Origin of the sequence: Haliscomenobacter sp. (assembly GCF_965225875.1) — a bacterium.
Taxonomy (GTDB): Bacteria; Bacteroidota; Bacteroidia; order Chitinophagales; family Saprospiraceae; genus Haliscomenobacter.
The window spans coordinates 444,362-459,067 of the sequence record NZ_CBDDBS010000001.1; the positions used below are offsets into that span (position 1 = coordinate 444,362).

Genomic DNA, 14,706 nt, shown 5'->3' on the forward strand with positions numbered 1-14,706 from the left:
TTATGGGCTCTTAGGTTTTAACACTTCGAGTTGTGCTCAATATTGAATGTCCACGCCATATGATACGGGCCAAATTCTTAAATGTGAGGCTTGTTTTAACTGTGTTATCTTTCCAGAGGGCCAATCCAAAGTAAACAATTCAAAGTTATTTTCAGCATCAATGTTAAGAGTACGAAATACATGTAAAGTTTGAAAAGCATTTTCTTCTTCTGATAATACGATAGAATAATAAACATCTCCTTTTTTTTCAAGATAACTTCCTATTGGTATTGAGTAGTCTCCGAAAAGGTCCCAAATTAGGATACGGCTGCGGACGTTATTATCATTTTTAAGTAATGTAACTACTAGCCATCGTTGTGCTATGATGTTCAAAGTATGCACAAATTCTCTTATAAGTATAGGCGCATGGATTGGTAAAAGTGATTTTGGATCAAGAAAATGAATACCCATAGCTCCGTATATTTGCTCTCGGCCTATAATTAGACATGGAAGGCCTCCAAGAGAGCTAATACTCATAAGAGGCTCCTTAAAGTTCTCCCAATAAGGAATGTTTTTAGTTTTTAAATCCGCGTCAACATCGTCAATTAAGTTCATGTGCTCCCAAATATCATGTTTTGCTTCAGTATAGTTATTATCATGAATAGAACAAGATCTGATTGTAAATTCATTCTTATTTGAAACACTAATGATGTAACAGGCCTCATTATGAAGCGGATCGATCCATATTTTTACTTTTTGAGGATTTGGAATTTGTTTTATTTTTTTTTGATCATCATCTGATGTAAATATACATACTGATCCATCGCTTTGTACTGCCAATATTGGTGCCCCAGGCTCCCTCGACAAGAATTGTGCATCTAAAACACCCTTATAAGGGTATTCCATATTTGGAAATGGGCTTGTTGAATTTTGCCAATAATATAAATAGTTATGGTCAGTAGCTAATAGATCAATGGAGCCCTCTAGATTTCGTTGAGCGCATAAAACAAATAAGTTATGACTCCGTGCAACAAACGAGCCCAATAGTTTATTTTCAGGCATGACTGTCATTAAATGTAATTCAGGATCATTGTTATGACTGGCTATATAGAGGCTTTGAAATAGGGATAAGTTATGAGGGATTTCCTGTAAGTTCTTTTTTAGGTAACCTTGTGGAAGTTTACTTAAGTTGAATAGCCCAAGCGCCAAGGCAGATTCAAGCACCCGCGCAATCATTTCAAAGCTATAATTATCTAATATTATGGCTTTTTGAATCCAATCCTTTTTTTCTATTGTTTCATTGAATTCTTCTTCAAAAGCAATGTTAGAAGTAATTCGTTGAGCGCTATCAATTACATATTGTATAGCTTGGCCCCAAAAAACCGTTTCATGAACGTATAATCCATATTTTGATGCAAATTCTAAATCATTAATAGGAAGAACGCTTAGATCATAAGCCGTTTCAGCTGCGAAGTTAATAACTTTAATGACGCTTTCATCGATTTGGTCTGGTAGGCTTTTGCTCCAGGTTCTTGCTAATTTACTGTTTTTTTGTAGCAAATCAATTTTATCATAATATTTGTTGCGCCACAAAACAATTAAGCCTCGGGCTTTATTTTGCAGTTGGTTATCTTTGATTTCAGCAGGAAAAATTGGTTTTTGCGACACCACTCGATGATGAACCTCTCCAGGGAATTGGGGTTTTCGAGCAGGTTTTCGCCTCTCGCCTTTTAAACGCTTCAATAACAGGTCTTTTGCGTCATTTTCACTTTGATTAACTAAATCTACATAAACAATTTGGGCTAAAATTCCTTCTGGCTCAACTTCATCAATCCTAATTGTTATAAGTAAATCCTTTTCTCCTTTTGGGTCTAACCTAAATGCATTACCCCATTCTGAATGAGTATACGTTGCATCTAAATACCTCTGGGATAAAATAGCTATTGTTTTTTTAGCGTCTTTCATCGCTGTATCCATTTCTAAAACCCAATTACCAACGAAATCCCATGCTTGAATAGTAACACTCATCCCTTCTTCTTCAATCTGCCAAGCTACCCATTCAGCCCATATTTGATCTTTACCCGTGTAACTAATGAAAAAGTCTTCCATGATAAAATTTTTATGCTCCATTCAGATTTCATGCTGCTGCGAGTTTGAAGATTCAATTCCCTACTTGATTTTTGAAAACCAGTCATTTCAAACGGCGGACATATTCCAAAATATCAACAGCTTGATATCAAAATAATGTGAATATATATTTAATACTTATGCTTAAAGTAAGATCAATTATTGCCTTTATTGAAATCTCAAAAAGGCAAAATGACCAATAGGCATCAGGCCATGACCGACTCTCGATGGCAATTTAGTGCAAAATATTTATCTGTGCAACGTCGTTATTGCAGGAAATAAACCTAGTTTTAATGCAAACCTGTTCATGCAATGTTAATAACTTGTATGGCATCTGCCATTGTTAACAATATAGCCGGCTTCTTAATTTTGGCTTTTATGGCAATAGGCTCATTGATAAGCACTCGAAACTATTTTGTCAATATAAGGAATTTATTCCTAGAGTACCAATATTCAATAACCCTAGCCTCATTTTTTTCTTTATCTTATTTGTTTATCCCATCTGTTTTAATATTTTGCTTTTATGAAATCCCTGAATTCGCTTTATTTGTTTTTATATTTGGAATGACCTGTTCTCCAGTTATTTTAGTTCCAATTCTAGTGATTGAAAATTGGGCAAAGGCATTGATATTTAAAATAATGAAAACACGAGCTCTCAAAAAGTCTACTAAAGAATATTGCCTTTTGTTACGATCATTTAACGTGAAAATCAATATGCATGCCCCGTCAACGGAAGTAACTTACTATTCACAGCGTCCCTCAGATTTAGATGGTGAAATGATGTGGATCACAGAGTCTGCAACTATTAGTGGTTACTCGATTATCCCTTACATTTACAGCGCATTGAAAAAAAATGTACAATTAACTGCATTAGGAGAAGAAAAAGAAGTTAATACATTCGAAAGGGATGGAATCTATTATTTACCTACTTCTGATATGAACTGGAGAGAAGTCGTATTGCATCTTTGTGCTTATTCAAAATATAATCTATTCATTTTGTCTGATTCAAAAGGGGTTCTTGAAGAGCTGGAAATGCTTAAGAATGACGAAAACCTGTTAAAAAAAACCATTTTTTTCCTTCCTCCAATTCTAACTAATGTAAACTCTTCAAATGAATATGACTTTTATAGATATTGGAAAAATTCTTTAAACCCTATTTTAATTGAACGCGGGCTTGAGGGAATTGATTATCACAAAGGTGGAGTTATGTTTATGCTTAATGCAAATGGGGAATTAAAAAATTACACCCTACTAAAAAATAACAATAGATTTAGATTGAGCAGAGATATTAAACGTGCTATTGAATCTATGCCGTTACCCGAAATTGGAAAAAAAGTAACTTTATATGAAACAATTCAAGAAATTAGCAAAAATTAGAATTGAGCTCAGGTATTCAAATAACGTCAATTCCCCCATTTAATTCAACCCTTCTCAATCACCGCCACCGCCAACTCCGTCGCAACTTCAAAAGCCCGTTCATCTTCCCGTTCGTTTTCAATCAAAATAACTCGATGTGCAAAATTTGGAATAAAGGCGAGCAAGTGAGCCGGAATATGCAGTGGCATGGACAAATCCAAATGAGCAGTAAAATAGTTGTGCAAGATTTGCCAACGCTTTTGTTTTTCGGCCAGGGGTACCGGAGGCATATAAAAAATGCTCTTGTGCGCGTAGCCTAGCTTAAATATTTGGCTGATTTCCCATTGCAGTCCAAGTGTTTCCCCTAGGAGGAGTACGATCAAGCGGGAATCTTGCATCAGTTGTAGTACCCGAGCCTGCCAGGCATCATCAGCCAGGTACATACGGAGGGCACCCAATGGAGGAAGCTCTTCACCGGGTTTGCCTACGGCTACTACGGGGCCCGTTTGCTCCAATTGCGCTACAATCGACTCATCAAAAGCAATGTTGCGGTTGATGAGCTCCACAAAATTTCGTTTGTCTGCATAACGGGGAATAATTTTCACTGCGCTATCATCTTTGAAGGAACGTAGAAATAAAACAGGGTCACGTTTGTCCAGTTTTAAAGCTTCTTCCGCATCAATGGCTGTCATTTTTTGTGCGGTACGTAGCTTCCTCGCAGCGGAACGATTGAGCCAAACACCAATGAGAAGGATAATAATAATGAAATTATACCCCGCTGAACGCAGCAGTAATTGAGTTACAAATAGCAAAAACACCAAGAAGACCAGAAAATACGAAAAAACAACCTTCCAGCTTACCCGAAGGGAGTGCCGTTTAGGCACAATTTGTTGAAGCTTTTGTGTGCGCAAGGGGCGCCCTAAAATTGGAAAATCAGGGATACCCCAATGAGTCAAATCAGCTATTAATGCTAGAGCCCTGGTTTTTTTTAAACTGTTTTTCCACAAATAAAAAATTAAACCACCGTACAAGAATAGACCTAGTGATTTTTCCCAAATCGATAGGTCGTTTTCGGGCAGAAACAAACCGACTATGACACAGATAAGCACCATGAGTCCAAAAATTCGAACAATAATCCGAGCGAGTTTACCTCCAAAACGAAAACTTTTACTGACTCGTTTAATCAAATAGAATGAGATGATCCCCAACATGAATGAAAAAATCCCACCTGCAATTTCACCTGTTAACATTCCAATTAAGCCTAGAATGATCAAAGGCACTGATATAAAAAGGCTGGCCAAAACAAAAAAAATAACTTGTGAGGCGGCGGCACGACGACGTAGTGCAACGAGGTGTTTGAGATTGACGAATAGCGAATCGGGCACTACTTTAGACCAGGAATCATACACGTATTCCCTATCAAGGGTGATCTGGGGCGTGGCTTTTCTTATTTTGTCGATCGACATGTGGAATGTGTTGGGGTTAAAAGATATTCAAATATAGGTTTAGATTACGCATCAAAGTAATTCGATACATTTATTTTATACACCGATTGGGATGATCTGGTGATTTTTCGTCTCTCAATTCCTATTTTTACAGTAAGCATCAAAACCGCATTCTCAAAGCCAGCCATGTCATCCACCCACACCCAACCCATTTTCATCTCCAGCACATTCCTCGACATGCACATTGAGCGTGATTTTTTACGCGATGTTGTTTTTAGGGAATTGGAAGAAATCGTGGCGCAATACAAGATAAACCTTGAGGCAATTGATTTGCGCTGGGGAATAGACACCAGTGCAGAAACCATTCAAGACGAGAAGGAATTACAAATCTTAAAAGTTTGCCTGGATGAAATTGACCGTTGCAGGCCTTTCATTCTGGTTTTTTTGGGCAATCGTTACGGATCGGTGCCCCCAGAAGTATACCTGAGATCAGCTGCAACTGAAAAAGGAGTAGTTTTAGACAACTACGCTCAAAGTGTAACTGCTTTGGAAATTGAATACGGAGCTTTTCAAGTTCCAACGGAGGAACTCAGCTGCTTTTTTTATTTCCGAGAAATTCCAGATCTGGCAGAACTTCCACCAGAGCAACGTTCACGCTTTGATGATCGACACCATGCGGAGCATCAAGCCCGTTTCCACGACTTAGAAGCTTTAAAATCACGCATCAAAAATCGTTTCCCCGAGCGTTGCCGCACTTATACCCTGCATGTAAATGATCATGCTGCGCAAAGACAGGATTTGCAGGATTTACAAACCACCATTCTTACTGATTTATCTCTTGAATTTGCCGCTTTTGCCAAAAGTAAAAACCTAGCCCAGGCCGTGGATGAGCGCCCGGAGTCCCAGGCATTCGAGCATTTTGTTCAGCAAAAAACTCGCGACTTCGTTGAAAGGGACGAGTTATTGGATAAATTAAAGAATTGGGCGCTTTCTGATGGCGAAAAAGACCCCAGGATCATTGCTTTGACCGGCGAACCAGGTAGTGGCAAAAGCGCGGTAATGGCCATGCTGGCTAAAAATCTGCAGGCAGAAGATTGCCTCTTATTGCCCTTTGCTGCTGGGGTTGATGCATCCAGTAAAAGTCTGAATACCCTTATCGAGTACTGGATTCATTTATTAAGAAGGGAGCTAAACATTGAAAATCTGACGCTTGAAAAACCCGAAGAATCCATCCATGAAAAACTGAAGGTTTGGGAACAATTGTTGGACCGCGCTGCCGAAAAACAACGTGTTGTGCTGCTGATTGATGCCCTAAATGAGCTTGAACGTTTGGCCATTAACCAACAGATGAGTTGGTTGCCCAAAGCGTGGAACAAAAATGTGGTTTTGATTGCGAGTACAGTTCCAGGGTCTGAAAGCCAAGCCATTGCTTCCTTGGCGGGTGCCTCAGTTTTGGCAATTCCCCCGCTCCAATCCAAGGAAGCTGCTAGCATTTTACTCAATCACTGTCGCCGCTACCACAAAAGTCTGTCCCCCAAGGTGAGTAGGGCAATTCTAGAAAAAACGCTGCCCGATGGCCGACCGGCCTATCAGAATCCACTATGGCTGTCGATTGTCATTGAACAACTGATTTTGTTGGATATCGACGATTTTGCTGAAGCTGCTCACCTTGATGGTGACGGTGCAGAACAATTGGTTCAACTGATGTTGGAACGCATTCAAACGTTTAGCCCGAATGTAGCAGAACTTTACCAACAAGTATTCAGCAATGCCGATCGAGACCTGAAATTTCGCTACGGGATCGATTGGGTTTTTCCAATGTTGGAGTATTTGGCCCTATCGAGAGGGGGCTTAAGAGAAGCAGACTTGCTCGCCGTTTTAAAGGCACCAGACAAAGGGGAGTTTACCCGTCAGTTTTCCTTGGTGAGGCGTTTTTTGCGGGTGCATCTTCGCCAGTCAGGAGTCCTGGGGCAGTGGCAGTTTACCCATTTACAGCCTGTTTTGATCTTGCGCTCCAGGGTAAATAAGCAGCATTTGTACAGCCAAAAACACAAAGATTTAAGTGATCACCTGAATACACTTCCGCTGGATGATGCATTACAAAAGCAAGAGCTACTGTTTCACCTAACCGAGGCCAAACAGGCTAATGCCACAATCGAGCTATTGGCTTCCGACCAGCAAGATAACGTGGTTGCCAGCGGGGTGATGTTTGATTTTTTGGTAAAGAACAGTAATAAAAAATTAAATCAGGAATTGGAATGGCTATTTGAAGCCATTTTAAGTACAGGGATCAGGCTTAGTGTGGATCGATTGGCACGCTTGCTCATGCGCATACACGACGAATTGTTTTGGGTGTTCATGCAAAAGCATGTTTATTCAATGGCTTTGGCAATAGTGGAAAGGGCTCGAAAAATTTTTAATACCCTGCCCAAGGCTTATTTAACAGAAACAGCCATTGTCATGGGGCAAGTAAAACTTGCTCGGCGGCATGCTAAGGTATTGTCGTATTTGGGGAAAGAACCGGAAGCAATAAAGCAGCTTAAAGCCGATATTAACCCAATTTTTAGTCGGTTCAACAGCGATAATATCCCTCTTGTAATCCTTTTAGAGGCTGCCGAAATAATGGAAGAGTTGGGGGGCTTACACCGCAGCCAAGGGCAGTTGGAAGAAGCCCTGGAGGATTATTTAATAGGCCAAAGAATTTTGGAGCTCATGTCAAGTCATTATGCAGCTAATGGGTATGTAAAACAAAAACTAGCCTTAATTTATCGTAGAATAGGTACTTTGGAGTTAAGCAAAGGAAATTTTGAGCTTGGGCTCTCCTCTATTCGAAAAGGACTTGATCTTCTTGATTTTTTATTATCAAATACGCCTAATAGTATTGATTATCAATTGGAAAAAGCACATGCTTTAAAAAATATTGCTACTGCTTTTACGTTATTAAACCCATTTTCAGTTGAAACGGAAAGGGCATATTTAGAAGCATTTACCATCCTTGAAACGCTGCATCGCAGAATCCCGGATTATACTCCACTTATAGAGGAGCTAGGTAATGTTGCAAGTAGCATGGGCAGCTATTATAGATTCCTGGAAAGGAATGAAAGAAGCATATTCTTCAGCTCCTATGCTTTAACGGTATTAACTCCATTGCACAAGTCTAATCCCAACAGCAAGGACATTGCAAGAAGTTTGAATCGAAATTATAACGATTTGGCTTTCAGTATAATGCAAGAAAATCCACAAGAAGCATTGAAGCATCTTGCAGTGGCTGAAGAATTAGGTTTTGCTTTGCAACAGAAGTATCCTAATGATCTTGATTGTATTAAAACTTATGCAGAAACCAAGTTGGGAATAGGAATATTAAGTTATACAAGTAACTTCAAGGACATAATGAAAAAATATCTAGAGGATGCCCTTAGTTTACTTAAAGGATATAGAGCAATAAATAAAATCGACTACGATGCTAATCGTTCGTTTTCAATGACTTGTTTTTTTCTCGGCCAATACCACTCAGATAACAATAATTTGGAAGAAGCTTTAAATTTTTATTATGAAGGACAACAAATCATTGAAGAGTCCTCAGTCAACCATTCCAATAATGTATTTTTTCAATATTATCTGATGATGATTTTTTCTGGTATAGGATGGGTTTTTATTAGGCAAAATAAATTTGAGGAAGCAATCCTCATTTTCCAAAAATCGATGGATAGCATAAGTCAATATTCGAATAATGACGCTGAGATCGACACTTTGGCCGACCTGCACCGTTCCATAGGTATTGCCTATGAAAAACAAGGGAATTTACAAAGGGCTAACCATCATTTCAATACAAGTTTAGAGCTCTTCCAAACTGCTCAACAAAAAGGAATCTTAGGCAGCTCATTTGCAAAAAACCATCAGTGGATAGTTGACAAGTTAAAAGATTCAAGTATTGAAGGTATTTTACAACAATTTGAAGCACTTATTCCCGATAATACGGATCAGGCCCTACTGATTGAATTGCTTAAACTCTTAAATCCACATTCCTGCGTCATCCAAATTGTGAAAAAACAACTGGAAAACGATGTAGCCAACCATGTAAAACTGCTCCGCCAAAACTTCGTTCAACTTACACTCCACAATAAAGCCGCAGAAGACGAAATCATTGCTAATCATACTGGAGATGAACAGCAAATCTTTCTGCAAATCGCCCGATTGTTTGAACTGTGCAACTGGCAGGACGAGGAACTGTATCTATGGAAACTATTGCTGGCCTTACCCAGGCAGGGATATACAGCTGCGACTTTAGCGGAGCTATTAAAGTTGGAAGAGCCCAGCGTGTTGGAACTTTTGGAAAGTTTTTATGAGAAGGCCTGGATTTTGCAAGAGGCCCCTGGTGAGTACCTTTTACATTTTAACATCTGGAAAGCACTCCGTTATTTGTTGAATCCGCAATATGCTGATTTAGTGGTTTTGGTCAACGCGATAGTTGAAAAAATCAACAATCGACCTGAACAAAATCCTTATACGGACAACTACCCTTGGCTTCATGTGGCATGTTCGTTGGGAGAACACCTGGAAGGCCAAGTGTCTGAGGAGATCATTGAATTGTATAGCCAGATTGGAAGGTTGTACACTTTTTTGGGCAGCAATGTAGAAGCAAAAAAATGGTTTGAAAAAGCAGTTGATACACAGGAAAAAATGATCGGTTTAGGCATAGGGCCAGAGATCAAAATAGTACCATTAGTGGGACTTAGTACTGTGTATCGTTCGTTTGATCAATGGGAGAAAGCACTCCAGCAAGATCGAAAAGCGCTTAAACTTTTTGAATCTGCTCCAAAAATAAGCCTTGCTGACCAAGCATTGGTTTACAACTCATTGGGTTTAACTCATCTTGGTCTTCTGCAATGGGAAGAAGCGGATCAATACCTCAACCAAGCGTTGTCGATCCGTTTGTCATCTTTTCCCGAAGGGAACAAAGACATTGCAAGCTCCTATCAAAGCCTGGCTTTTTTTTACATGCAAAAAGGGCAATATCAACAATCTTTAACTTTTGACTTCAAAGCACTTGCCATTAAGGAAACCATTTTTCACCCATTACATCCAAGCCTCGCAACAACATACAACAACCTTGGTAATGCTTATTTAATGGCCCAACAGTATGAACCAGCTCAGCAATACCTCCAGCAGTCGATTGCGATACTGGAGAAAGTACCTTGGCCCCAGCACCTTGGTTTGGCCAGGGCTTATTACAATCTGGCGAGGACATACCAATTGACCCTCAAGTTAGATGAGGCGGAAATGTATCATTTAAAAGCCATTAGTATCAGGGAAGCAAAATTAGCCAAGAGCCACACGGATTTGGGATACTCCTACTTTGAAATGGCTTGTGTTTATCGCGAGATGAGGAATTATGCTCTAGCTGGAGATTATTTTAAAAAATCTTTGATGAGTAGAGAATCTTCTGAACAACCAGAATGGGCAGAAGTGATTGATACCTACATGCAGCTGGGTTGGGTATATTACCTCCTCAAAAAATACCAGGGAGCAACTGATTATTTTAAGAATGCTTTATCCTTACGCAAAAAGCATTTAAGCCACTACAGCGAAGGGCTTGCTGAAAATTTATTCTATTTGGGCTTAACCCACCTTGGACTAAACCATTCTCACCAAGCCCTGGTATTTTTTATCCGCGCCGCACAAATCCAAGAGGCAGAAAAAAGCCCTCAACTTTCGCGTACCTATTACAAACTTGCCGAAACTTATGAATCTCTTTTACAATATCATCTAGCATTAATTTATTATGAAAAAATACGCGCAGAGAAAGCAAAAACATTACCACCTGCTGATCACAGCTACGGAGAAATATACCATCGTTTGGGCTTGTGTTACAAAAAATCCGAGCAAAACGAGCAAGGACTGGCCTATTTACTCCAATCGATTGAACTCACAAAGTCAATTTTTGGGCCTGAACACCCTAAGGTTGCTCAATATTTGCACGATCTTGGTCTGGCCTGTACTACACTAAAGGATTATCCGCAAGCCATTGCCTTCTACGATCAATCCATTGCCATCAGAGAAAAAATACTTGATGCAGAACACATTGATCTTTGCCATTCTTACAACAACAAAGGCTATGTATACAGCTTAATGAAAGAGTATGACCCCGCTTTGTTTTTTTTGCACAAGTCTCTGGAAATTAAAGAACGGATCCTTATGGCACCTCATGCTGAACTGAACCGGACTTACCACAACCTCGTCAATGTATATCTTGCATTGAATGATGAAAAAATGGCTGCTTACTATCGTGGGAAAGTGGGCGAGCTGAAGAAGAAATAGGCTTAGTATTGGGGGCGTATAGACCGTCACACCAGAGGTGCTTAGATTGTTTGTATACATCTGGGCCTTTTATGATGAAATCAGAGCCTAATTGTACATCCAACTAGAGCCGCACCCAACGATATGCTGTATGTTGCTAACTGGTGGTCAAAATTTTGAAATAAAAATAGTATACCCAACGCAAAAATCATTTTATGGTTATTGGCTTGGGCAGGCCCCCATTGTCATTTTGTTTCTAACGACTTTTCGGTTAAATATTTCATTAAGTGAGTCGCAGCTGTCAATGCAGGGCTTCCAAGTGGATCGTTAAATAAAACATTAATTCCCCCTTCACCGAAATAAAGTCCGTCTGAAACAAGAAATGATATTCTCACATTTCCTTTTGCTGGGGCTGGTTTTCTTGGTTTGTCCCAAGGACCAATTTTATTTACGATGTCTGCACTTTTTGAAAATAATTCCGCTGTCAGGCTGTCGGAAATTTCATCTTTGGCTTCCCAGATTATCATATGGCCAGTATAATTAATATAACGTGCTGTTCCATTATTAAATGAAGCCACTACGTCAAGTCCGTCGTCAAGTCCGACTTCTACTATAACGGCAAGTAGTTCCCTTTTTGTGGGTGTGTGCCCATCTGCTAGCTGTAGGTTGTAGGCAAGCATTTTTACTCTTGGATCAGAGGTAGGGTCATCAATGACCTTTTGTAAATCAGCCACAGTCCTTTCTTTGGAAAATAAAATATCAAAGGGATAATTAAAAGGAGGAGGAGTCTTCGGTCTATATAATTCAATGTTGTCGCAGAAAAGCAATTGGTAAATCGAATTTGTCGCAGGGTCCTTGTAAGGGCCTGTAGGTTCTGGCGGGTTTTCAGATTTTTTGAAAAAATTAAATAGAGCCATAGTCAGTATTGTTATTGTTGTTAATGTCAGTCCAACGACTGCTATTTTTTTGCTTTTGCCATATTGTTGGATGACTGGTATAGTCTGACCGCTAACATGGAAACATGCGTCTTTTTTACGCTTGTTGGTAAAGATAAACAAGGAGCACTAAAGCTCCAAGTGTCTGGAAATTTTAATTTTATTCAACTGATAATGAATAGATTGATCACAGAAGAAGCCCAAAATCCTGTAAAATGAACGATTAAATACAAAGTTGAAAAGATTAAAAGAACTATTTTTACCTTCAAGTCATCTAAAAGTAGAATATGGAAGATGAAGCATCGCGAATAGAAGCAGAAGTACAAAAACGACTCTCCGTCGCAATTGCCCAACAACAAGCAACCTTTGCGGCAATGATGGAGCAGACCATGAAAAACGCCTTAGGGGGAATCGATCAAGGGACAGCCGCCCTCCATGAAGAGCGCAAACGGCTCGAAGTCGAATTGGATGCCGCACAGGCACTCCGAACCAAGGCTGAGCAAGAAGGTGAAAAAATGGCCGCGGAATCTTTTGAAAAGCATCGCCGGCAGTACGAGGAGGCCATTCGGACGGCCTTGCTCCGCGATCTGACCCGCCTACACATTGAAGGTGCTAAAACGACCCCCGATATTATGAAATGGCTCAACGTGGACCGCACATTCGTGGAACGAATCAGAGAAGTGGTGAACCGAGTGGATAAATTCCATAGCAAAGACAGTCCTGCACCCAAACTGGAAGGCAACCCGAGGCTTCGCTTTGTGGATGAGGGCCGGAGCGGCGTCATCTATTTTGAAAGTAGCGTCGGTAGCTTCGATATGTGGTGGGAAATGGGCTATGGGGCCTTGGCCATAGTCGCGGTACCCTCATCGAACGATTGGGAACTCAAAACGAGCATGCCACGTGAAAAACGAATGGAAGTGCTGAATTTTATCGGAGAGGAAGTCGTCCGAAGACAAACCTACAAAGGCTCATTTATTATCGGCGACGATGTTATAACCATTTATTCCGAATAAGGTACCTGTTAGTTCTAGTCTTCCTCCATGGAGCCTCGTGCTATGAAAGTTAATGGGGAAGACTAGAATTAGCGGGGTAGTACGTGCCGAGCGTACCCTCTTTTTTTGGAATTAGGATTCAGTTCAACATTCCCAGGAAATACGCTCGATATACGGAATAGTACCGAAAGTCCGATCTATGATCTTTATATTTAGTTCAATATTTACTTGCAAAATTGGGGTTTTTATTTTTAATTTAGCGGTAAGTTTTTGATGCTATATATCAATCTGAAAAATGAAGACTTATACCATTCGGATTCAGGTTTTGTCCAATTGTATTTTGAAAGCCCTGATTTTACAGGATTTCACCGAAATGATTTCCACAATAGCTCACTCCGCGAGGTATAAGTAGACGGTGGTGTGCAGTATAACCAATATTTGTATTTATAAAAAAAACAAATGGCAAATCAAAACCAAATAGAAATTCTAAAAAAAGGAGTTGATTATTGGAATAATTGGAGGAAGCATAATCCTCTGGAAAAAATCAACCTCAATGGGTTTGACTTCACGACTATTGAGAAAATTTTTTCCTATGATTCAGATGGAAATAAATATGAATCTCAGTTTTGGCGTTTCAATTTTAAAAATGCAAATCTTTCAAATTCAATATTTTCTCATATATATTTTCTTCAAACGGAATTTTTACATTCCAATCTTGAAGGGGTCTATTTTAATGATTGTACTTTGAAAGCATGTAATCTATCAAATTCGAATTTGCGAAATTCGAATTTAAAAGGTTGCAAGTTTGTTGGCTCTGATCTGTCCTATTCTGACTTAAGTGAATCCTATGTGTTTGGAAGTACTGTTTGGATGTCGAATCTAGAAAATGCAATTCAAAATAATCTGGTTATTACACCTCCGAATCAATCTAAAATTACCTTGGATAATATTGAAGTCGCTCAGTTTATTTATAATTTAATGGGTAACCAAAAATTAAAAGAACATATTGATACTATTAATCAAAAAGTAGTTTTAATTCTGGGAAGATTCCAGGAAGAACAAAAAATGGTTCTAGATTCAATAAGAGTTAAACTTAGAGAAAAAAACTTCATCCCTATCGTTTTTGATTTTGAGAATTCAAACAGGACCGTTGATGAAACCGTTGGACTACTTGCAAGAATGTCAAGATTTATAATTGCTGATTTAACAAATGCAAAGAGCATTTTGCAAGAGTTAAGGGGTATTGTCCCCGAATTACCTTCTGTTCCTATTCGACCTATTATTCATCATCTTGACTTCGAGCATGGAATGATTGATTTTTTTAAGAAATTTCCTTGGTTTTTACAAATTCAAAAATATCAATCAAAAAATCAATTAATTGAAAATATTGACGATTTAATACTTTCACCTATTGAGAAATACTTTCAGGAAAATAAATAGATGGCAATTTAGTCGCCCTAAAGAAGAATGAATACAATAAGCCGTAAAACGACGGAAATTTATTCTCGTATACCCCAAGGGCTAGAACAGAATCACCCACCCGATTGATGATCTGAAAATTTGATGTGCTTTTTT

Annotated in this window: 7 protein-coding genes; 4 read left to right on the forward strand and 3 right to left on the reverse strand. The window is 39.1% G+C overall.

What is annotated here, in order from left to right; genetic code table 11:
• Positions 1-36: 36 nt before the first annotated feature.
• Positions 37-2,088: a toll/interleukin-1 receptor domain-containing protein gene (locus tag ACO08K_RS01705; RefSeq protein ID WP_421794655.1), complete on the reverse strand. Its 2,052-nt coding sequence runs from the start codon at positions 2,086-2,088 to the stop codon at positions 37-39.
• Positions 2,089-2,433: 345 nt separating this feature from the next.
• Here ACO08K_RS01705 and ACO08K_RS01710 point away from each other — a divergent pair, with 345 nt between their 5' ends.
• Entirely contained in the window at positions 2,434-3,483 is a 1,050-nt protein-coding gene (locus ACO08K_RS01710) for a hypothetical protein (RefSeq protein WP_421794656.1), read from the forward strand.
• 44 nt (positions 3,484-3,527) lie between these two features.
• On the opposite strand, the gene ACO08K_RS01715 is transcribed toward ACO08K_RS01710, so the two are convergent.
• Positions 3,528-4,154: a hypothetical protein gene (locus tag ACO08K_RS01715; protein WP_421794657.1), complete on the reverse strand. Its 627-nt coding sequence runs from the start codon at positions 4,152-4,154 to the stop codon at positions 3,528-3,530.
• A 939-nt stretch (positions 4,155-5,093) separates the two neighbouring features.
• Here ACO08K_RS01715 and ACO08K_RS01720 point away from each other — a divergent pair.
• Complete coding sequence (locus ACO08K_RS01720; RefSeq protein ID WP_421794658.1) at positions 5,094-11,225, forward strand: tetratricopeptide repeat protein; 6,132 nt, start codon at positions 5,094-5,096, stop codon at positions 11,223-11,225.
• Between the two features lie 224 nt (positions 11,226-11,449).
• On the opposite strand, the gene ACO08K_RS01725 is transcribed toward ACO08K_RS01720, so the two are convergent.
• Positions 11,450-12,262: a hypothetical protein gene (locus ACO08K_RS01725; protein WP_421794659.1), complete on the reverse strand. Its 813-nt coding sequence runs from the start codon at positions 12,260-12,262 to the stop codon at positions 11,450-11,452.
• 164 nt (positions 12,263-12,426) lie between these two features.
• Here ACO08K_RS01725 and ACO08K_RS01730 point away from each other — a divergent pair, with 164 nt between their 5' ends.
• Both ACO08K_RS01730 and ACO08K_RS01735 read left to right on the forward strand, forming a co-directional pair.
• Positions 12,427-13,152 (forward strand): hypothetical protein, encoded by a 726-nt coding sequence (locus ACO08K_RS01730; protein ID WP_421794660.1) that lies wholly within the window; start codon positions 12,427-12,429, stop codon positions 13,150-13,152.
• Between the two features lie 438 nt (positions 13,153-13,590).
• Positions 13,591-14,571 (forward strand): pentapeptide repeat-containing protein, encoded by a 981-nt coding sequence (locus ACO08K_RS01735; RefSeq protein ID WP_421794661.1) that lies wholly within the window; start codon positions 13,591-13,593, stop codon positions 14,569-14,571.
• Positions 14,572-14,706 lie beyond the last annotated feature (135 nt).

Bases quoted from the DNA above. Each gene is read 5' to 3' on its own strand.
- ACO08K_RS01715 (WP_421794657.1), bottom strand. From the start codon at position 4,154: ATGACAGCCATTGATGCGGAAGAAGCTTTAAAACTGGACAAACGTGAC.
- ACO08K_RS01710 (WP_421794656.1), top strand. From the start codon at position 2,434: ATGGCATCTGCCATTGTTAACAATATAGCCGGCTTCTTAATTTTGGCT.
- ACO08K_RS01735 (WP_421794661.1), top strand. From the start codon at position 13,591: ATGGCAAATCAAAACCAAATAGAAATTCTAAAAAAAGGAGTTGATTAT.
- ACO08K_RS01730 (WP_421794660.1), top strand. From the start codon at position 12,427: ATGGAAGATGAAGCATCGCGAATAGAAGCAGAAGTACAAAAACGACTC.
- ACO08K_RS01705 (WP_421794655.1), bottom strand. From the start codon at position 2,088: ATGGAAGACTTTTTCATTAGTTACACGGGTAAAGATCAAATATGGGCT.
- ACO08K_RS01720 (WP_421794658.1), top strand. From the start codon at position 5,094: ATGTCATCCACCCACACCCAACCCATTTTCATCTCCAGCACATTCCTC.